17 protein-coding genes and 3 pseudogenes are annotated in these 19,224 nt (G+C 67.5%); 18 read left to right on the forward strand and 2 right to left on the reverse strand.

Features of this window, described 5'->3' with window-relative positions; all coding sequences use genetic code 11:
- The first annotated feature begins 51 nt into the window (after window positions 1-51).
- The 10 genes from GOAMI_RS14500 to GOAMI_RS14545 all read left to right on the forward strand — a co-directional run bounded on the left by GOAMI_RS14500 (window position 52) and on the right by GOAMI_RS14545 (window position 8,708).
- Entirely contained in the window at window positions 52-465 is a 414-nt protein-coding gene (locus GOAMI_RS14500; protein ID WP_006437291.1) for a hypothetical protein, read from the forward strand.
- The gene (atpB, locus tag GOAMI_RS14505) at window positions 462-1,235 is read left to right on the forward strand and encodes a F0F1 ATP synthase subunit A (protein WP_006437292.1); all 774 of its coding nucleotides are present in this window, start codon (window positions 462-464) and stop codon (window positions 1,233-1,235) included. Before GOAMI_RS14500 ends, atpB begins: the two co-directional genes overlap by 4 nt.
- Before the next feature lie 83 nt (window positions 1,236-1,318).
- Window positions 1,319-1,576 carry a F0F1 ATP synthase subunit C gene (locus GOAMI_RS14510; RefSeq protein ID WP_006437293.1) on the forward strand — a complete coding sequence of 86 codons (258 nt, stop codon included), beginning with the start codon at window positions 1,319-1,321 and terminating at the stop codon, window positions 1,574-1,576.
- A gap of 46 nt (window positions 1,577-1,622) precedes the next feature.
- Window positions 1,623-2,117, forward strand: a complete 495-nt coding sequence (locus GOAMI_RS14515) for a F0F1 ATP synthase subunit B (RefSeq protein WP_006437294.1) — start codon at window positions 1,623-1,625, stop codon at window positions 2,115-2,117.
- Window positions 2,118-3,467 (forward strand): F0F1 ATP synthase subunit B/delta, encoded by a 1,350-nt coding sequence (locus GOAMI_RS14520; RefSeq protein ID WP_006437295.1) that lies wholly within the window; start codon window positions 2,118-2,120, stop codon window positions 3,465-3,467.
- Window positions 3,468-3,537: 70 nt separating this feature from the next.
- Window positions 3,538-5,166 carry a F0F1 ATP synthase subunit alpha gene (gene atpA, locus GOAMI_RS14525; protein WP_006437296.1) on the forward strand — a complete coding sequence of 543 codons (1,629 nt, stop codon included), beginning with the start codon at window positions 3,538-3,540 and terminating at the stop codon, window positions 5,164-5,166.
- Between the two features lie 45 nt (window positions 5,167-5,211).
- Window positions 5,212-6,135, forward strand: coding sequence for a F0F1 ATP synthase subunit gamma (locus tag GOAMI_RS14530; protein WP_006437297.1), 924 nt, complete (start codon window positions 5,212-5,214; stop codon window positions 6,133-6,135).
- Window positions 6,136-6,203: 68 nt separating this feature from the next.
- Complete coding sequence (atpD, locus tag GOAMI_RS14535; RefSeq protein ID WP_006437298.1) at window positions 6,204-7,652, forward strand: F0F1 ATP synthase subunit beta; 1,449 nt, start codon at window positions 6,204-6,206, stop codon at window positions 7,650-7,652.
- A gap of 9 nt (window positions 7,653-7,661) precedes the next feature.
- Window positions 7,662-8,042 (forward strand): F0F1 ATP synthase subunit epsilon, encoded by a 381-nt coding sequence (locus GOAMI_RS14540; protein WP_006437299.1) that lies wholly within the window; start codon window positions 7,662-7,664, stop codon window positions 8,040-8,042.
- Between the two features lie 207 nt (window positions 8,043-8,249).
- Window positions 8,250-8,708 (forward strand): DUF2550 domain-containing protein, encoded by a 459-nt coding sequence (locus tag GOAMI_RS14545; protein ID WP_006437300.1) that lies wholly within the window; start codon window positions 8,250-8,252, stop codon window positions 8,706-8,708.
- A gap of 37 nt (window positions 8,709-8,745) precedes the next feature.
- Here the strand turns inward: GOAMI_RS14545 and GOAMI_RS14550 are convergent, their stop codons facing one another.
- On the reverse strand, window positions 8,746-9,360 hold the full coding sequence (locus GOAMI_RS14550) for a cob(I)yrinic acid a,c-diamide adenosyltransferase (RefSeq protein WP_006437301.1): 615 nt from the start codon (window positions 9,358-9,360) through the stop codon (window positions 8,746-8,748).
- 56 nt (window positions 9,361-9,416) lie between these two features.
- Between GOAMI_RS14550 and murA the strand changes: the two genes are divergently transcribed.
- From murA to GOAMI_RS14585, 8 genes and pseudogenes are all read left to right on the forward strand, one after another.
- Window positions 9,417-10,673 (forward strand): UDP-N-acetylglucosamine 1-carboxyvinyltransferase, encoded by a 1,257-nt coding sequence (gene murA / locus GOAMI_RS14555; RefSeq protein ID WP_006437302.1) that lies wholly within the window; start codon window positions 9,417-9,419, stop codon window positions 10,671-10,673.
- Between the two features lie 152 nt (window positions 10,674-10,825).
- A complete protein-coding gene (gene mdo, locus GOAMI_RS14560) occupies window positions 10,826-12,097 on the forward strand; it encodes an NDMA-dependent methanol dehydrogenase (protein WP_006437303.1) in 1,272 nt (423 codons plus the stop codon).
- Between the two features lie 100 nt (window positions 12,098-12,197).
- Window positions 12,198-13,289 carry a MadB family AAA-type ATPase gene (locus GOAMI_RS14565; protein ID WP_006437304.1) on the forward strand — a complete coding sequence of 364 codons (1,092 nt, stop codon included), beginning with the start codon at window positions 12,198-12,200 and terminating at the stop codon, window positions 13,287-13,289.
- Window positions 13,286-14,826, forward strand: a pseudogene (gene madC, locus GOAMI_RS14570) (MadC family VWA domain-containing protein). Before GOAMI_RS14565 ends, madC begins: the two are co-directional and overlap by 4 nt.
- Before the next feature lie 166 nt (window positions 14,827-14,992).
- Window positions 14,993-15,394: pseudogene (locus tag GOAMI_RS23920) on the forward strand (iron-containing alcohol dehydrogenase); the annotation flags it as partial.
- A gap of 102 nt (window positions 15,395-15,496) precedes the next feature.
- A pseudogene (locus GOAMI_RS23925) lies at window positions 15,497-16,072 on the forward strand (dehydroquinate synthase/iron-containing alcohol dehydrogenase family protein); the annotation flags it as partial.
- Window positions 16,072-17,457: a MadS family sensor histidine kinase gene (locus GOAMI_RS14580; RefSeq protein WP_006437307.1), complete on the forward strand. Its 1,386-nt coding sequence runs from the start codon at window positions 16,072-16,074 to the stop codon at window positions 17,455-17,457. The pseudogene GOAMI_RS23925 and the gene GOAMI_RS14580, both read left to right, overlap by 1 nt.
- Entirely contained in the window at window positions 17,454-18,125 is a 672-nt protein-coding gene (locus tag GOAMI_RS14585; RefSeq protein WP_006437308.1) for a MadR family response regulator transcription factor, read from the forward strand. Before GOAMI_RS14580 ends, GOAMI_RS14585 begins: the two co-directional genes overlap by 4 nt.
- Here GOAMI_RS14585 and mftM read toward each other — a convergent pair.
- Complete coding sequence (gene mftM, locus GOAMI_RS14590) at window positions 18,118-18,993, reverse strand: mycofactocin oligosaccharide methyltransferase MftM (RefSeq protein WP_006437309.1); 876 nt, start codon at window positions 18,991-18,993, stop codon at window positions 18,118-18,120. The two genes, GOAMI_RS14585 and mftM, sit on opposite strands and share 8 nt — an antisense overlap.
- Window positions 18,994-19,224 lie beyond the last annotated feature (231 nt).

A 19,224-nucleotide genomic window follows, 5' to 3' on the forward strand; every position in this document is an offset into this window, starting at 1 on the left:
GCGTTGCCCTGTGCCTGCGGGTTACAGGATCCCCTAGTTGAGGAGAGGCGAATGAGCACCACCGTCCCCGACTCGACGTCGTACTATCCCGCTGCCCCGACCGGTCTCGTCCGGCCCGGGATCATCGCGGCGGTTGCGACCGTCGTGGTGGGTGTGCTCGCCGTCGTTCTGGGCCACCCCTGGTTCGCCGTGTTCTTCCTCGCCGGTGTCGTGCTGATGTTCGTCAACACCAAGCTGGTCATCCGCGCGGTCGACAACGTGGCGACCGCAGAGAACCCCCGTAAGAAACTGCTCGCTCTCAATTCGGCATACCGCCTCGGGGCTATCACGCTCCTCGCATTGGTGGCGGCCTTCCTGGTCCGGCCCGACGGGCTGGGCGCGATGTTCGGACTCGCCATCGGCCAGGTCATCCTGGTGCTGAACACGGTGATTCCGGTGATGAAAGGACTTCGTAAGCAGCTATGACCGTCTTGTCTTACCTGGCCGAGTCGGCAGAGGAGTCGTCAGAGTCGGCGATCGAGGTCGGCCACCACATCGAGGTCGAGTGGCTCGGGATGACCGTCAACCTCGACACGGTCATCGGCAGTGCCGTTGCGGCGGTCATCGTCATCGCCCTCGCCTTCTTCGTGCGCTTCAAGATGACCTCGAGCAAGCCGAACTCTGTTCAGCTGTACTTCGAGGTCATCACCGTCCAGATGCGCAACCAGATCGAGAGCGCGATCGGCATGAAGATCGCGGGCTTCGTTCTGCCGCTGGCCGTCACGCTGTTCACCTACATCCTGGTCGCCAACTGGCTGTCGATCATCCCGTCGCAGTACGGGACCGAGCACGGCACCAGTGAATGGCTCAAGCCGCCGGCCAGCGATGCGAACTTCGTCTACGCGCTCGCACTCTTCGTCTTCGTCTGGTACCACGCGGCAGGCGTCAAGCGACGCGGTCTCATCGGTCACCCGGTGAAGCTGGTGAAGGGACACTCGGTCGCCATCGCCCCGGTGAACATCATCGAGGAGATCGCCAAGCCCGTCTCGCTCTCCCTCCGTCTTTTCGGCAACATGTTCGCCGGCGGCATCATGGTTGCGCTCATCGCGCTGATGCCCGCCTACATCATGTGGGCGCCGAATGCACTCTGGAAGTCCTTCGACCTGTTCGTCGGTCTGATCCAGGCGTTCATCTTCTCGCTGCTGACGGTCCTGTACTTCAGTCAGGCCATGGAGCTGGACGAAGACCACCACTAGTACGAACCCGGCCGGTGTCTGCCGCGCCGGGAGCAAAGACCTGACACGTGCAGTGTCAGTTTCACCCGAAAGGAAAGTTCTCAATGGATCCCAATCTGATTGGTCTGGGTGCGTTGATCGGTGGCGGCCTCATCATGGGTGGCGGCGCGATCGGTGCCGGTATCGGTGACGGCCTCGCCGGCGCTCAGTTGATCGCGGGCATCGCACGTCAGCCCGAGGCACAGGGCCGCCTGTTCACCCCGTTCTTCATCACTGTGGGTCTGGTCGAGGCTGCGTACTTCATCAACCTGGCGTTCATGGCGCTCTTCGTCTTCGCCACCCCGATCACCGGCCAGTCTTAATCCCGGTCGCTGACCGGGTCCCAAGGATCAAGGGAACATCCGCACAATGAATCTCGCCGCAGGAAACTTCCTCATCCCCAATGGCACGTTCTTCGTGTGCCTGGCCATCTTCGTCATCGTCTTCCTCGTGATCCGGACGATGGTCGTGCCGCCGATCCTCAAGGTGCTCGAGGACCGTGAGGCCCTGGTCGCGAAGACCGCCGAGGACAACCGGGCCGCTGCGGCGAGCTACGAGGATGCCGACACCGGATACCGGGCCGCTCTCAAGGAGGCCCGGGCGGACGCCACCGGTATCCGGGATCAGGCACGCGCCGAGGGCAACGAGCAGTTGTCCGAGGCAAAGAAGCGTGCCACGGCAGAAGCCGACGCTGCGATCGCCAAGACCGCCGAGCAGTTGAAGGCGGAAGGCGAGCGGGCCGCGGAGACCGCTCGTCGCGACGTCGACTCGTTGTCGGCCGTGCTCGCGAGCCGTGTGCTCGGTACCAATGTGTCGCCGTCCTCGGAGTCGGCGGCGTACGAGTCGACAGGAACGGTGAAGTAAGTGGACATCGTCATTGGAAACCTGATCGGGCTCGCGATCATCGTCTTCCTCTTCTGGAAGTTCGTGCGACCCGTGCTCTCGAAGGCGGTGACCGCGCAGAAGGAAGCCATCGCTGAGCAGGTCACCGAGAGCGAGGCAGCCAAGGCCCGGGTCGCCGATGCACAGGCCGCTCATGAGCGAGCCCTGGCAGAGGCCAAGGCCGAGGCCGAGGAGCTGCACAAGGGCGCGGTCCGGGACGCCGAGAACATCAAGCAGGATCTCGTCGCCCAGATCGAATCCGAGGTGAAGCGGATCACCGAGCACGGTCGTTCGCAGACCGAGCTCAACCGGGCTTCGCTTGTTCGGTCGCTGCGCAACGATCTCGGTCTGACCGCGATCGACGGGGCGTCCAAGCTCGTCCGGTCCCACCTCGCGGACTCGAAGGCACAGTCGGAAAGCATCGACCGGGTCATCGAGGAACTGGAGTCCATGTCGGCCGGCGGGCCCTCGGACCTGGTCACCCGCAGCGTGGACCTGATCGGCCTGCACTCGATGCGCGCCACGAGCCGCGAGGCCGCTCTCGCCGTCTCGTCGGCGTTCGACTCCTCGGCGTCGTCGCTCGACAGCGACGCCCTGGTGAAGGCCAGCGACGAGCTGACCGAGGTCATCCGCCTGCTCGACACCAACCCGGTGCTGCGCAAGCGACTCACCGAGGACGAGGACAACACCACCGGCCAGGTCAAGCTCGTCGAGAACCTCTTCGGCGGCAAGGTCTCGCCGATCGTGGTCGAGGTCCTGAGCGCCGCGGTGAAGCAGCGCTGGTCATCGTCGGCCGACTTCTCCGCCGCTCTGCGTCGTCAGAACGCACTGATCGTGCTGGCCGCCTCCGAGCGTGATGGCGTCATCGAGCAGACCGAGAACGAACTGTTCTCCGTTGCCCGACTGATCGACCAGAACCCGCAGTTGGCCTCGCTGCTCTCCGACCACAGCCATGATGGTGGAAAGCGCGCGGAGCTGCTGCGCTCGCTGGTGGGGGAGAAGGTCGGGAAACTGTCCTGGATCCTGCTGGCCCACTCCGTCGAACTGCTACAGGGCCAGCCGGCCGATGTGGCTTTCGATCAGCTCGCCGAGCTGGCGGCGGCACGCCGTGGCGAGTCCGTGGCCCACGTGGTCTCGGCAGCCCCGGTGTCGGAGTCCCAGACCACGCGTCTGGCCTCCGTGCTCGGCACCATCTACGGACGCACCATCTCGGTGCAGACCGAGATCGATCCCGACATCCTCGGCGGCCTCCGGATCTCCGTCGGCGACGAGGTGATCGAGGCCGATGTGGCCACACGCCTGGCGAAGGCGGCCGAGAGCCTGCCCAGCTAGACCCTGACCGACCACATCCAGCGAATACCCCCCAAACACCAGCCGGACTGAGCAAGAAAGACGAGTACCAATGGCGGAGTTGACGATCTCACCAGACGAGATTAAGGGAGCGATCGAGCAGTATGTCTCATCGTTCGATGCCGATGCCTCCCGCGAGGAGGTGGGCATCGTCACCGACACATCGGACGGTATCGCGCACGTCAGCGGACTGCCCGGCGCGATGGCCAACGAGCTGCTGCAGTTCGAGGGCGGCGTGCTCGGCGTGGCCCTGAACCTCGACGAGGACGAGATCGGCGCCGTCATCCTCGGTGACTACGAGTCGCTGGAAGAGGGCCAGCAGGTCAGTCGTACCGGCGACGTGCTCTCGGTCCCCGTCGGCGACAAGTTCCTGGGCCGCGTCGTCGACCCGCTGGGTGCGCCGATCGACGGTCTCGGTGACATCGAGGCCGAGGAGCAGCGCGTCCTCGAGCTCCAGGCCGCCTCGGTGCTCGAGCGCCAGCCGGTCGAGGAGTCCCTCGCCACCGGTATCAAGGCCATCGACGCGATGACCGCCATCGGCCGCGGACAGCGCCAGCTGGTCATCGGCGACCGCAAGACCGGTAAGACCGCGGTCTGCATCGACGCCATCCTGAACCAGAAGGCCAACTGGGAGACCGGCGACCCGAGCAAGCAGGTTCGCTGCATCTACGTCGCGATCGGTCAGAAGGGCTCGACCATCGCCGGCGTCAAGACCGCTCTCGAAGAGGCCGGCGCGATGGAGTACACCACCATCGTCGCGGCTCCTGCCTCTGACTCGGCCGGCTTCAAGTGGCTGGCTCCGTACACCGGTTCGGCCATCGGCCAGCACTGGATGTACCAGGGCAAGCACGTCCTCATCGTGTTCGACGACCTGACCAAGCAGGCCGAGGCCTACCGCGCCATCTCGCTGCTGCTGCGTCGTCCGCCGGGTCGTGAGGCATACCCCGGTGACGTCTTCTACTTGCACTCGCGCCTGCTGGAGCGTTGCGCCAAGCTCTCCGAGGAGATGGGCGGCGGTTCGATGACCGGTCTGCCGATCATCGAGACCAAGGCCAACGACGTCTCGGCGTTCATCCCGACCAACGTCATCTCGATCACCGACGGTCAGGTCTTCCTCGAGTCGGACCTCTTCAACAAGGGTGTCCGTCCCGCCATCAACGTCGGTACCTCGGTGTCGCGCGTCGGTGGTGCCGCTCAGACCAAGGGCCTGAAGAAGGTCTCGGGTTCGCTGCGTCTGGAGCTCGCACAGTTCCGTGAGCTGGAAGCCTTCTCGGCCTTCGCGTCCGACCTCGACGATGCGTCCAAGGCTCAGCTCGAGCGCGGCGCCCGCTGGGTCGAGATGCTCAAGCAGGACCAGTACAGCCCCTTCTCCGTCGAGGACGAGATCGTCTCGATCTACCTCTGCGGTGAGGGTCACTACGACTCGGTCCCGGTCGACGACGTCCGCAACTTCGAGACGCAGCTGCTCAGCCACCTGCATCACGCAGCCAAGGGTGTCTACGACTCGATCGCCGGCGGCAAGGTGCTGTCCGACGACCAGGCGGAGTCCCTCGTCGCCGAGACCAACAAGTTCAAGAACAGCTACCTCACCCACGACGGCAAGCGCGTGGTCAACGAGGCCGAGGCCGAGGCAATGGATGCCGAGGACGTCGAGAACGAAGAGATCAAGATCCGCAAGTGATCTCAGACGTCAACGGACATTGCGCTAAGGAAGGGGTGAGGGCTAGTGGCCAGCATTCGTGAGCTGCGCTCACGCATCCGGTCGGTCCAGTCGACCAAGAAGATCACCAAGGCTCAGGAACTGATCGCGACCTCGCGCATCACCAAGGCCCAGGGTCGTGTCGCCGCGGCCAAGCCGTACTCGGAAGAGATGACCACGGTCCTCTCCGAGTTGGCGAGTCACGCGGGGACACTGGACAACCCGCTGCTGACCGAGCGTGAGAACCCCAAGCGTGCGGCGATCCTGGTGGTCACCAGCGACCGCGGCATGTGCGGTGGTTACAACGCGAACGTCCTCAAGGCGACGCGGGAACTCATCTCGCTGCTGCGCGACGAGGGCAAAGAAGCCGTCCTGTTCGTGATGGGCCGAAAGGGCGTCGGATTCTTCAACTTCCGCGGCCTCACCGTCGAGGATTCCTGGACCGGCTTCTCCGAGTCGCCGAAGTACTCCGACGCCTCCACCGCGACCGGGTTCCTCGTGGACCTGTTCGTGGCGGGTTCGGGTGTCGAGGTCGAGCGTCCCGGTGGGGACGGCAGCCTCGAGGGTGTCGACGAACTGCACCTGGTGTACACCCGGTTCCAGTCGATGCTGTCGCAGGTGCCGGAGGTTCGTCGCGTGGCGCCTCTGGTCGTCTCGGAGGACACCGATTCCTCCGACGACAAGCCGTCGCGCAACTACACCTTCGAGCCGGGCGCCGAGACCCTTCTCGACGCTCTGCTGCCGAAGTATGTGACCACGCGGGTCTACGCGGCGCTGCTGGATTCGGCCGCGTCGGAGTCTGCGGCTCGCCGTACCGCCATGAAGGCGGCCACCGACAACGCCGAGGAATTGGCCAAGACGCTGTCGCGTGAGGCCAACCAGCTCCGCCAGGCTCAGATCACCCAGGAAATCAGCGAGATCGTCGGCGGTTCGAGCGCCCTGGCGAACTAGCCGGATGCGCCGACCAAGCACGACGACGAGACCCAATACTTCGATCAAGAGGAAGTGACCCAAGCACCATGACCGCAGCAGTAGAAACCCCCTCCGCGCAGTCGGCGGGTTCCGCCGATGGGCGGGTTGTCCGCATCATCGGCCCCGTGGTCGACGTGGAGTTCCCGCGGGGCTCGATCCCCGAACTGTTCAACGCCCTGCACGCCGAGGTCACTCTCTCCTCGGTCGCCAAGACCCTGACCCTCGAGGTCGCTCAGCACCTCGGTGACAACCTGGTGCGCACCATCTCGATGCAGCCCACCGACGGTCTGGTCCGCGGCGCGTCCGTCTCCGACACCGGCAAGTCGATCGTCGTGCCGGTCGGCGACGTCGTGAAGGGCCACGTCTTCAACGCCCTCGGCGACTGCCTCGACAGCCCCGGCCTGGGTCGCGACGGCGAGCAGTGGAGCATCCACCGCAAGCCGCCGGCCTTCGACGAGCTCGAGGGCAAGACCGAGATCCTCGAGACCGGCATCAAGGTCATCGACCTGCTGACCCCGTACGTGAAGGGCGGCAAGATCGGTCTGTTCGGTGGTGCGGGCGTCGGCAAGACCGTCCTCATCCAGGAGATGATCACGCGTATCGCGCGTGAGTTCTCCGGCACCTCGGTGTTCGCCGGCGTCGGTGAGCGCACCCGTGAGGGCACCGACCTCCACCTCGAGATGGAGGAGATGGGCGTTCTCCAGGACACCGCCTTGGTGTTCGGCCAGATGGACGAGCCGCCGGGCACGCGTATGCGCGTGGCTCTGTCGGCGCTGACCATGGCGGAGTACTTCCGCGATGTGAAGCACCAGGACGTGCTGCTGTTCATCGACAACATCTTCCGCTTCACGCAGGCGGGCTCGGAGGTCTCGACCCTCCTCGGCCGTATGCCGTCCGCGGTGGGTTACCAGCCGACCCTGGCCGACGAGATGGGCGAGCTCCAGGAGCGCATCACCTCGACCAAGGGCCGCTCGATCACCTCGCTGCAGGCGATCTACGTCCCCGCCGACGACTACACCGACCCGGCGCCGGCGACCACCTTCGCGCACCTCGATGCGACCACCGAGCTCTCGCGTCCGATCTCGCAGCTGGGTATCTACCCTGCCGTGGACCCGCTGACGTCGACCTCGCGCATCCTCGAGGCCTCGATCGTGGGCGACGAGCACTTCCGTGTCGCCAACGAGGTCAAGCGAATCCTGCAGAAGTACAAGGAGCTGCAGGACATCATCGCCATCCTCGGTATGGACGAGCTCTCCGAAGAGGACAAGGTCACGGTGCAGCGTGCTCGCCGTATCCAGAAGTTCCTCGGCCAGAACTTCCTCGTCGCCGAGAAGTTCACCGGTCAGAAGGGCTCGGTCGTCCCGCTCGCGGACACCATCGAGGCATTCGACCGTGTCGCCAAGGGCGAGTTCGACCACCTGCCCGAGCAGGCGTTCAACAGCTGCGGTGGACTCGACGACGTGGAGGCCGCCGCCGCCAAGATCGCCGGAAAGTAGCGGTAATCCATGGCTGAGAAGTCCTTCCACGTGGAGGTTGTCTCCGCGGATTCGAGCCTGTACTCGGGCGAGGCCACGTTCCTGATCGCGCAGACGACCGTCGGCGAGCTGGGAGTCCTGGCCAACCACGAGCCGCTGCTGGGCCAGCTGGTCCCGGGTGGTTACGTGGTGATCGTCGAAGAGAACGGCAATCGCCGCGCGGCCGCAGTCGAGGGCGGATTCCTGTCCGTCACCGGCGAGGCCGTCACGGTGCTGGCGGAGTCGGCCGACTGGGCCGACGACGTCGACATCAATGCGGAGAAGACCGCGCTCGAGCGGGCTGAACCGGATTCGCCGGAGTACCACCATGCTCACGCGCGTCTGACTGCGGCACAGCAGCTTTCGAAGTAACACCCCGCATTCGCGGCGGTCACCTCGGCCGGTCATCGGAGTTCCATCCGGTGGCCGGCCGAGGTCGTTTCGCGTCCGGTGTGGGCGATCTGGCATGCTGTGTTCCACAGCCCCTGTCCCGCAAAGTCGTGCCACGCCGTCGGTTCTCCTCGTTGGAAGTCCGACGGTCGTCCGGACATACGCGGAGACTGCACGAAGGAGTAGGTGATGTCGCTGCCGGTAGTCTTGCTCAGTGTGCTGCTGGCTGTCGCGGTCATCGTGTGCGTGTTGCTCGCGGTCCGCCTGGCACAACTCCGGCGCGCGGGCACCCCCATCCTGCTGCGCACCATTCCGGCGGAGGTCGACCACGGCTGGCGTCACGGCACAGCGCATTACAGCGACGACTCGCTGCGCTACTACCGCCTGGCGTCCCTGCGTCCCGGACCGAACGTCACCCTTGTCCGGCAGGGCATCGAGATCACCGGCCGACGCCGCCCGGAGGGGACGGAGACCGAGATCCTCGAGGGCATGCTGATTCTGCAGGTGAAGCCCTCCGGCAAGAACCCGATCAGCGGTAAGGGCAAGGACGGCTACGAGCTCGCGATGGGCCCGGGAGCGGTCACCGCGTTCCAGTCGTGGCTGGAGTCTCGGCAGTCCGCGCGTTCAGAACGGCGCAAGAGCGCCTGATCCCGCCGTTCGGAGCGGGATTTCCCGTTCCGGGCTCTCAGTTCTCCGGAGTGGCTGGTCGTGCTCGGTTGCCGCCCGGAACCCACTTCACGTCGCCGAGTGTGCCGTCGGGTGCCCGATTGGCCACCCGCGACAGGATGAACAGCAGGTCGGACAGCCGGTTGAGGTATCTCGCCGGCAGGACGCTCGTGTCGTCGGGGTGGGCGGTCACCGCGGCCCACGCCGAACGCTCCGCGCGACGGGTCACCGTGCGCGCCTGGTGAAGCAGGGCGGCCAGCGGTGTGCCGCCGGGCAGGATGAACGAGTCCAGGGGCGGTAGGTCGGCGCCGAAGCCGTCACACCAGCCCTCGAGGGCGTCGATGTACTCCTGGGCGATGCGCAGCGGCGGGTATTCGGGGTCGTCGACGATCGGGGTGGACAGGTCGGCACCGGCGTCGAACAGGTCGTTCTGCACCGTGGCCAGCACGGCGGCGATGTCCTCGGGTACGTCGCCGCCGAGGGCCAGTGCCATGCCGATCGCGGCGTTGGCCTCGTCGCAGTCGGCGTAGGCGACCACGCGCGGATCGGTCTTGGGGACGCGCGAGAAGTCACTCAGACCGGTCGAACCGTCGTCGCCGGTACGGGTGTAGATCCTCGTCAGATGAACGGCCATGCGTTGAATGTACTGCCTGCGATGAGCGCCGGGCGGCGGCGGATAAGGTGGCAGGCGTGAGCGATCGGTTTCTGGTGTCGGGCGGGGCACGTTTGTCCGGTGAGGTGTCTGTCGGTGGCGCCAAGAACAGCGTGCTGAAGCTGATGGCGGCAGCGTTGCTGGCCGAGGGCACGACGGTGCTGACCAACGCGCCGGAGATCGCAGACGTCCCGCTGATGGCCGATGTCGTACGTGGTCTGGGTGCCGTCGTGGAGATGGACGGCGACACCGTGACGATCACGGCCCCCGCCGAACCGAAGTTCCATGCGGACTTCGCCGCCGTCCGTCAGTTCCGCGCCTCGGTGTGTGTTCTCGGACCGCTGATGGCCCGGTGTCATCGAGCGGTGGTGGCGTTGCCGGGTGGTGACGCGATCGGTTCGCGACCCCTGGACATGCATCAGGCGGGCCTGCGTGCTCTCGGAGCGACGAGCTCGATCGAGCACGGCTGCGTGGTGGCCGAAGCCGACGCCCTCGTCGGTGCTCCCATCGCGCTCGAGTTCCCCTCCGTCGGGGCCACCGAGAACATCCTGATGGCTGCCGTCCTGGCCGAGGGCCAGACGACGATCGACAACGCGGCGCGCGAACCGGAGATCGTCGACCTCTGCGTGATGCTGCAGCAGATGGGTGCCCAGATCGAGGGCGCCGGCACGTCGACGCTGACGGTGAACGGCGTCGACCGGCTGCATCCGACGACCCATCGGGTGGTGGGGGACCGCATCGTCGGTGCGACCTGGGGTATCGCTGCCGCGATGACGCGCGGTGACGTCACGGTTCGCGGTGTGCAGCCCGAACACCTGCAGCTGGTCCTCAACAAGCTGGTCGACACCGGTGCCCGCGTGGACACCTTCAGCGACGGCTTCCGGGTGCGCCACGACAGCCGGCCGGTCGCGGTGAACGTCTCGACGCTGCCGTTCCCCGGTTTCCCGACTGATCTGCAGCCGATGGCGATCGGACTCGCCGCCATCTCCGAGGGCATGTCCGTCATCACCGAGAACGTCTTCGAGGCCCGGTTCCGCTTCGTCGAGGAGATGGTGCGCCTGGGCGCGGACGCCCGCACCGACGGCCACCACGCCGTCATCCGCGGTATCGAGCGACTCTCGAGTGCACCCGTCTGGTGTTCGGACATCCGTGCCGGCGCCGGCCTCGTGCTCGCGGGCCTCGTCGCCGACGGCGTCACCGAGGTGCACGACGTCGAACACATCGACCGCGGCTACCCACATTTCGTCGAGATCCTTCGCAGCCTCGGCGGCGAGATCGAGCGCGTCACCGACTGATGTGTCGGCCCCCACCTGTCCGATCGGACAGGTGGTACCCCCGTCCCGATGGACCGAACCTGCCCGCCGAGGGTCAGGACCCCTTGTGGGCGTTGTGATCTGAGCGACATTCTCGTTGTGACAGACCCAACCGTCACAAGGAGTTCACCCCCATGGCCATTGAGCTGAACCAGATCTGGGATTTCCCGATCAAGGAGTTCCACCCGTTCCCGAAGGCGAAGCTGGGCGTCGGTGCGCACGACATGCTCGGTGTCGAGGCCAAGGAACTGGGCATCACGCGTGCCCTGCTGATGACCACCGGCCTCCGCGGTTCGGGCATCATCGAGGAACTGATCGGCAAGATCGAGTACCAGGGCGTCGACGTGGTGCTCTACGACCAGGTGGAGTCCAATCCCAAGGACTACAACGTCATGGACGCCGCGGCGCTGTACCAGTCGGAGAAGTGCGACGGCATCATCTCGGTGGGCGGCGGGTCGAGCCACGACGCCGCCAAGGGCGCCCGGATGGTGATCGCCCACGACGGCCGCAACATCAACGAGTTCGAGGGCTTCTCCAAGGCCACCAACAAGGAGAACCCGAAGCACATCGCGGTCTCCACCACCGCGGGCACCGGCTCGGAGACCTCCTGGGCCTACGTCATCACCGACACCTCGGACATGAACAACCCGCACAAGTGGGTGGCGTTCGACGACACCTGTCTCGTGGACCTCGCGATGGACGATCCGCTGCTCTACTACTCGTGCCCCGAGCACTTCACCGCCTTCTGCGGCTTCGACGTGCTCGCCCACGCCAGCGAGCCGTACGTCTCGCGCCTGGACTTCGCCCCGTCGCTCGGCAACGCCAAGTACTCGATCGAGCTCATCCGCGATCATCTCCGGACCGCGGTCTACGATCCGCGTAACCTCGCGGCCCGTACCGGCATGATGCATGCCCAGTACATCTCCGCGCAGGCATTCAACTCGGGTGGTCTCGGGCTGGTGCACAGCCTGTCCCATGCGGTGAGCGCCTTCTACGACAGCCATCACGGACTCAACAACGCCATCGCGCTGCCGCGCGTGTGGGAGTACAACCTGCCGTCCCGCTTCGAGCGCTACGCGGAGATCGCCGCCCTGCTCGGCGTCGACACCTCCAAGATGACCACCGTCCAGGCCGCCGACGCCGCGGTCGAGGAGGCCATCCGCCTCTCGAAGGACCTCGGCATCCCGGACAACTTCGGACAGCTGTCGACCAACAGCTACGAGAAGAACCGGATGAACACCGGTAAGTACGAGGGGCGCGGCGAGAGCATCGACACGTCCGAGAAGCAGATCCGCGCCATCGCCGAGCACATGATGGGCGACTGGTGCACCCCGGGCAACCCCCGGGAGAGCACCGTGGAATCGCTGATCCCCATGGTGACGCACGCCTTCACCGGCAGCTACTGATCACCCGGCCGGAACCCCGTGCCCGGGAAGGGAACCCCCTCCCGGGCGCGCGGGTTCCGTCCCAGCCCACCGCCCCGTCGACGGAAGGTCTGACGATCCGATGACGCACACCTCCACCGCCCTCGCCCGTCTCACGGATGCCGACGAGACCGCCCGCTTCGCCTCCGCAGAGGAACTGACCGCTGCGCTCGGGGAGCAGGGATATCTCATCGGACCGGAACTGGCGGTCGTCGTGCACCTCGCCACGCTCCTGGACCGGCCGCTGCTTCTCGAGGGGCCGGCCGGTGTCGGCAAGACCGAACTGGCCAAGGCGCTGGCCGCGGCGTCGGGGCGTGAGCTCATCCGCCTGCAGTGTTACGAGGGGCTCGACGACTCGCGAGCCCTCTACGAGTGGGACTACGCCCGCCAACTGCTCCACGTGCAGATGCTGCGAGACCGCATCAGTGTCGAATTGGCATCGGAGACAAGTCTTTCGGCGGCATCGGCGGCCCTGGCGCGTACCGAGGTGGGCGTGTACACCGAGGACTTCCTGGTGGCCCGGCCGCTGCTGGCCGCGATCACCTCGACCACCCCCACCGTGCTCCTCGTCGACGAGATCGACCGTACGGACGAGGCGATGGAGGCGGTCATGCTCGAGGTGCTCGCCGAACGCCAGGTGTCGGTACCCGAACTCGGGACGTTCACCGCACGGTCGTCGCCGTGGGTGATCCTGACCTCCAACGACACCCGTGAGCTCTCGCCGGCCCTCAAGCGCAGGTGCCTGCACTTCCAGGTCGACTACCCCGACCCGGACACCGAGCGCGCCATCGTCGCGGTGCGGGCTCCCGACATCGAGGACGAGGTCATCGGCGAGGTCGTCGACCTCGCCCGGCGACTCCGCGATCTGCCGCTGCGCAAGAGTCCCTCGATCGCGGAGGTCATCGACGCTGCCCGCGCGGCGTCGTATCTCAGGACCACCGAACCGGCACAGACCGCCCCTACCGGATCCGGTACGGCCGACGCCGCGTTGCTCTCCCTGCTGGTCAAGTTCGGCACCGACCTCGACCTCGCCCGTCGTGCGCTGTCGAGCCCCACCGCAGACACCACCGCCGCGGAGGTCGGTGTCGACGGGTCGACGCCGTCAGGGTCGGTCACGGCCCGGGCGTTCGGGGCCGGGCGGGCCCGCAGTGCCGGGGTACGCGCGGGCCGATGACCGTGCGCACGCCGCCGACGGGGGCCGCCCGCGACGAGATCCTCGACCTGGTCGCGGTTCTGTTCGGGCAGGTCCTGCGCCGTGCCGGGATCGCCGCGTCACCCGCGGAGGTGATCGAGATCCGGCGGACGCTGGCGATCGTCGGGACCGCCGACCTCGCGGTGCTGCGGCCCGCGCTGCGCAGTGTCTCCGTCAAATACGGTTACGAGACAGCAGGTTTCGAGCACGCCTTCGACGTCTTCTTCCTGGGTGCCGACACGGGGCCCGATCGCGAGGAGGACCTGCCCCGCCCGCGGGGTGCCGCCGCGGACCTGCCCGACGACGTCGTCTGGGACGACGAGTTCGACGGGGCGGCCCGCCGAATCGGCGCCGACGAGCACACCGACGAGATCGGCGATCTGATGGCACCCGACCCCGATGCCGGCGAGCGCCACGGGGAGAGCGCCCATCGCGAGGAGAACGACTTCACCGTGTCGGCCGGCGCCGAACAGCTCGGCGTCGACCCGGACAGCGGATCGGTCAGCGGGGGAGTGACGTACACGGTCGAGATCGACTCCGCCGATTCGGCGTCGGTCGGCGAGCTGACCGGCGCCGCCGCCCGGGTGGCGAGCACACCCCTGGGGGTGACCGGCGCCGCCGCGATCCTGGCGGCTCTCGACGCCTACGACCCCTGGGGAGCGTACGGATCGGAGGGGAACGCCGACCTCGACGACGCGCGTCGCATCGAGCTCGAACATGCCCTGGCCGCGTTCGTCGACGCGTTCACCGCGCGCCTCGAGGCGGCCGGGCTCACCGAGGACGACGCACCCGGTCGATCGGCCCCGGTGCGGACCGAACAGGCCGACATCGACCGTGCCTGCCACCGGCTCGTCCAGCGCATGCGCGGAGCACCGCGACGGGTGATCGGCCGCGGAGATCGCGGGACCCTCGACATCCGCGCCACGATGCGCGCAGCGGTGGCCACCGACGGGGTGCCGGCCGAACTGTGGCGTCGACGTCCGCGGCCCGGCCCCGTCCGGTTGCTGGTCCTGGTCGACGTCTCGTTGTCGGTCCGGCCGGTCACCGGGTTCATCCTGCGGCTCGCGCAGACGCTGCACCGTTTCGGCGACGGTGCGAGGTCGTCGCCTTCGTCGACCGGCCGGTGCGCGTCACCGCCGCGCTCCGGGCGGCGTCCGCCGACGCCGCGCTGGCCGCTGTGCTCGCCGCCGACGGCCTCGACCTGGCCGCGACGAGCGACTACGGACGGATGTTCGCCGGACTGCTCGGCGATTTCGGCGACCTCGTCACTCCGCGTACCTCGGTGCTCGTCGTCGGCGACGCGCGCAGCAACGGATTCGACGCCCGCACCGACCTGGTCGCCGAGATCGGCCGGCGCGCACACCGCCTCGCCTGGGTGACCCCCGAACCGTCGCGCTACTGGTCGCAGACGAGCTGTGCGATGGCCGACTACGCCGAACACTGCAGCGGTGTCGTCAGCGTCCGGGACGGGGCCGAGATGCTTGCCCGCTGTGATGAACTGGGTGCAGCGCTCAGGTGAGGTGGGTAGCGTCGAAAATGCCGGTGGCGCACGACGACATCAGCGGCCCGCGGTGATCGGAGGACAACGGATGCAAGGTGGCACGCGCCGACGCAGCCCCGGTCATGTCGCCAAGTTCCACGCCCCCGAGATCGTGCTCGGCCCGGGCGCATTCGGCGAGGTGCCGCTCGCCACGTCGGGCCTCGGGATGCGCCGCCCGCTGGTGGTGAGCGATCGCGGTCTCGAGGGCACCCGCTGGTACTCGCAGCTGATGTCGGGGCTGGCCGCGGCGGGGCTGGACGCCACCTCGTTCGTGGACGTGTCACCCAACCCTCGTGCCGGCGAGGTCACCGCGGCGTTCCTGGCCTACAAGGCGCACGATGCGGACGGGCTCGTGGCGCTCGGCGGGGGATCGGTCATCGACGCGGCCAAGGGGGTCGCGGTGCTCGCCGCCAACGGCGGTCACATCCTGGAATACGAGGGAATCGATCGTGCCCGCCGGCCGTTGCCGCCGCTCGTCGCCGTGCCGACCACCGCCGGGAGCGGTGCCGACGTCTCGCAGTTCTGCATCATCAACGACGGCCAGCGCCGCACCAAGGTCACCATCATCGGCCGGTCGCTGGTGCCGGACCTGTCGGTGAGCGATCCGGAACTGCTCACCACGGTGCCGGCCGAGGTCACCGCACAGGTCGGGATGGACGTGCTAACGCACTGCGTCGAGGCCTACGTCTCGCTCGCGCACGGCCGGATGACGGATTCGCTTGCACTGGAATCGATCAGCGGTGTCTGGACGCATCTCGAGCGACTGGTCGACGACCCGCTCGACAAGATCGCGGCGGAGGAGATGTCGCTGGCGTCGCTGCGGGCCGGGATGGCGTTCACCAACGCGATCCTCGGCGCGACCCACGCGATGAGCCACCCGGTCGGCGGGCATTGCGACGCCCCCCACGGTGCGATCAACGCGGTGCTGCTACCGCATGTCATCCGCTACAACGCGGAGGTGTGCGCCGACGGATTCGTCGACCTCGCCGGGGCGATCGGCCTGTCCACCGACGGGAATGCGCGCATGGTCGCCGACCGACTGGCCGATGCCGTGGCGGGCCTGGGTGCACGGGTCGGGATGCCGGAGTCCCTGGAGCCGTTGGGCGTTCGCGTCGGCGATCTCGATCGTCTCACCACGCACGCTCTCGCGGACTCGTGCATGACCACGAATCCGCGCCGTCCTCAGGCGGCGGGGATTCGTGACCTGTACGCGGCGGCACTGTGATGGTCGGCGCCGCGCGGGGGCCCGACCCCGAACGGGAGCCCGACCGGTCCGATCTCGACAGCCTCGTCGGTCTGCGCAGCGTCAAGGGCAGTCATTACGCGCAGTACCGCGGGGTCGAGGCCCGGCTGAGCCGGGTGGTCGGCGCTCTCGAACGGATCTCGCGGGCGCTGGTCCGCACCGCCGAGGGGCCCGAGGCGCTGGTCATCTCGGTGGTCGAGGCCGCGCGTGACCATCTGGGTGCGGAGTGGGTGGTGTTCGGGCTCGCCGACGGACGCCTGGAACGATCCGCCCCGCGTCACCTGATCAGCTCCGGCAGTGGCAGGTTGTACGCCTTCGAGGGGTCGTCGACCGCCTCTCCGCCCGACGGGCTGCCCGACCAGGTGCTGAACCGGCTCAACGACATCCTGCGCGGCCACGAGCCGCTGTTGCACCGCCCGATCCTGTCCACCGATCACGTCCATGTCCCGGTCGAACTCGACGGCAGCGTCGTCGGCGGCCTGTCGGCGTGGACCCCATCCGAGCGCGTCGTCGACCCGACGGATGTCGTGGTCCTGCGGATCCTGGCCAGCCAGGCGATCGTCGCCCTGCTCAACGCCGAGCTGTTCTCCGAAACGCACCGGCACGCAGCGGAATTGGCCGAACGAAACGATGAGCTCGAGCGCGCCCAGCGTGAGTTGTCCGCCGCGATGCGCACCACCGTCCTCAACGAGGAACGGTCGCGGATCGCGCGCGAGTTGCACGATTCGGTCACCCAGTCGGTGCTCTCGGCGGGCGTGCAGATCGAGCTGTGTCGCGACCTCGTCGACGGTGCGGCACTCGAACGGCTGCAGATGGCCGGCCGTCTCACGAAAGAAGCGGTCGAGCAGCTGCGGACGTTCATCTACACGCTCAACAACGCCGCGAGCGTCCCGTCGCCGAGCGTCCGGGAGGTCTTGACCGAACTGTGCTCCCTGCACATGCCGCCCGACCTGACGACCGCGGTCCGCATCCGGGGACGCGCCCGCGACCTGACCGGCGACGTCCAGCACGCGCTGCTCCGGATCGCGGGGGAAGCACTGTTCAACGCCGCGATCCATGCGCGGGCCGACGAGGTCACGGTGACCCTCACCTATGCGCCGGAGCAGGTGTCGCTGTCGGTCGACGACGACGGGGTCGGCGACCCCGAACATCTGCGGCGCGTCCTGCGGACCGCCTCGCTCGGCGACCTCGCCGCCGGACGCCACCGCGGCCTGGCGAACATGGCCTCGCGGGCCGCCGAGCTCGACGGCGAGATCCGAATCCGCCGGTCACGGGCGGGTGGCATCCGAGTGACCGCGACCCTGCCGACGGGTGCGGGATCGCCGTCCGCGTCCGATCCCGGAACCACGACCAGGGAGTTGCCGTGAGCACCGACAAGACGAGCACCGGTAAGCAGGCCAGGCCCATCCGCACACTGCTGGTCGACGACCACGCCCTGCTCCGCGAGGGGATGCGCTCGCTCCTCGAACGCGAGGACGTCGTCGAGGTGGTCGGCGAAGCCGGCTCGCACGACGCCGCGCTCGCGGAGGTCAACGCGTGCCGACCGGATGTGGTGGTCGTGGATCTCAAACTGTCCGCGGGTACCGAATACGAGGGACTGCGCCTGATCAAGGACATCGCACACCGTCACCCCGAGGTCGCGGCGCTGGTGCTCACCACATTCCTCGACGACGACCTGGTGGTGCGGGCTGTTCGCGCCGGCGCGCGGGGATACGTCGTCAAGGATGTCGACACCACCGAACTGGTGCGCGCGATCCAGGCCGTCTCGACGGGCGGCAGTGCCTTCGATCCGCGCAGCGCGGCGGTGGTGTTGCGGACCGTCTCCGGGGAGGCCGAGACCACCGAAACCCTCAGCGACCGGGAACGCGAGGTCTTGCGACTGCTCGCCGATGGCATGTCCAACAAGCGGATCGGGGAGACGCTGTACATCTCCGAGTCGACCGTTAAGTTCCACATCCGCAACATCATCCGCAAGCTCGGGGTCACCAAGCGGACCGATGCGGTCTACACGGCGAGCAAGCGGGGGCTCATCTGACCGGCGGGTCCGAGGGGGTGAGTACCAGCCAGCCGCCGTGGTCGACGAACACCTCGGCCCCGGAGTGGGCGACGCTGTTCGCCAAGCTGTGCAGCTCCTTCTCGGTCAGCCGGAGACGGTGACCGAAGTGGGGGCTGGGCTCCTCTTCGAAGGGCACCGCGACGACCACCCGGCGCCTCGCCACCCGCAGCGCCTCGGACAGCGCTGCCTCCACACCGTGGGCGTCGAGATGCTCGAGCAGGTGGATGAGCGAGACCGTGTCCACGGAATCGTCGTCATAGGGGAGCGCGGTCGCGTCGCCGACCACGACGTCGACCGGTACACCGAGTCGCCGCGACGCGCACGCGAGCAGCGACACCGCGCCCGGTGAGATGTCGCAGGCCGACACGTCGTACCCGTCCATCGCGCAGGCCAGCGCGAAGAATCCGAAGCAGGAGCCCACCTCGAGGATCGACGAACCGGTCGCGAGTGAGCGTGCGCGCCGGTGCACGGGAGCGAAGGCCGAAGCCCCGCAACGAAGTTCGCGGATCGAGTTGTCGTAGAACGCCGACCACGCGTCCGCCGAGGTGGCTGCGGAGGTCCGGATGATGCCCACCGCCGCGGATTCGAAGTCCTCCTGACCCGACAACACGCCGGTCTCCACCAGTGAGACCAGCCCGTCGACGACCACCGAGTCGGAGATCGTCTCTTCGTCGAAGGGATGAGCGATCTGGAGGACGCCGGCCGCTCGGCGCCACGACAGGAGCCCGCAGCGGGCGAATCCCCTGGGGACGAGCCCGGATCGGAGTACCCGAGGCACACGCCCGCGTACGGGTGATGGGTCGAGAAGCGCAGCCGGGAAGGTCGTCGACTGATCGATGGTCGTCATGGATCGACCGTAGAAACATCCTGACCTGCGCATAACTGTCCGAGCGGGGGTGAGCACCTGTCCGAACGGACGGTTTGCGGCGCACGTCACAGTGGCCGGCCCGGCGAAAATCTGCGCGCGACAGAGCGTTTCGGTGTCTCCCGGCGACCCGTGACCTGCGGCGATGTCCGACTCGGGGGAGCGTGACCAGGCGATTTGACCCTGACGATCCGGTTGCGTAACTTTCTTCAA

This window comes from Gordonia amicalis NBRC 100051 = JCM 11271 (assembly GCF_000332995.1).
Lineage (GTDB): Bacteria > Actinomycetota > Actinomycetes > Mycobacteriales > Mycobacteriaceae > Gordonia > Gordonia amicalis.

Coding starts and splice junctions, on each gene's coding strand:
- GOAMI_RS14550 (WP_006437301.1), bottom strand. CDS start 9,360: ATGGCCGTTCATCTGACGAGGATCTACACCCGTACCGGCGACGACGGT.
- atpA (WP_006437296.1), top strand. CDS start 3,538: ATGGCGGAGTTGACGATCTCACCAGACGAGATTAAGGGAGCGATCGAG.
- mdo (WP_006437303.1), top strand. CDS start 10,826: ATGGCCATTGAGCTGAACCAGATCTGGGATTTCCCGATCAAGGAGTTC.
- GOAMI_RS14545 (WP_006437300.1), top strand. CDS start 8,250: ATGTCGCTGCCGGTAGTCTTGCTCAGTGTGCTGCTGGCTGTCGCGGTC.
- GOAMI_RS14565 (WP_006437304.1), top strand. CDS start 12,198: ATGACGCACACCTCCACCGCCCTCGCCCGTCTCACGGATGCCGACGAG.
- GOAMI_RS14540 (WP_006437299.1), top strand. CDS start 7,662: ATGGCTGAGAAGTCCTTCCACGTGGAGGTTGTCTCCGCGGATTCGAGC.
- GOAMI_RS14580 (WP_006437307.1), top strand. CDS start 16,072: ATGGTCGGCGCCGCGCGGGGGCCCGACCCCGAACGGGAGCCCGACCGG.
- GOAMI_RS14510 (WP_006437293.1), top strand. CDS start 1,319: ATGGATCCCAATCTGATTGGTCTGGGTGCGTTGATCGGTGGCGGCCTC.
- atpB (WP_006437292.1), top strand. CDS start 462: ATGACCGTCTTGTCTTACCTGGCCGAGTCGGCAGAGGAGTCGTCAGAG.
- mftM (WP_006437309.1), bottom strand. CDS start 18,993: ATGACGACCATCGATCAGTCGACGACCTTCCCGGCTGCGCTTCTCGAC.
- GOAMI_RS14515 (WP_006437294.1), top strand. CDS start 1,623: ATGAATCTCGCCGCAGGAAACTTCCTCATCCCCAATGGCACGTTCTTC.
- GOAMI_RS14500 (WP_006437291.1), top strand. CDS start 52: ATGAGCACCACCGTCCCCGACTCGACGTCGTACTATCCCGCTGCCCCG.
- atpD (WP_006437298.1), top strand. CDS start 6,204: ATGACCGCAGCAGTAGAAACCCCCTCCGCGCAGTCGGCGGGTTCCGCC.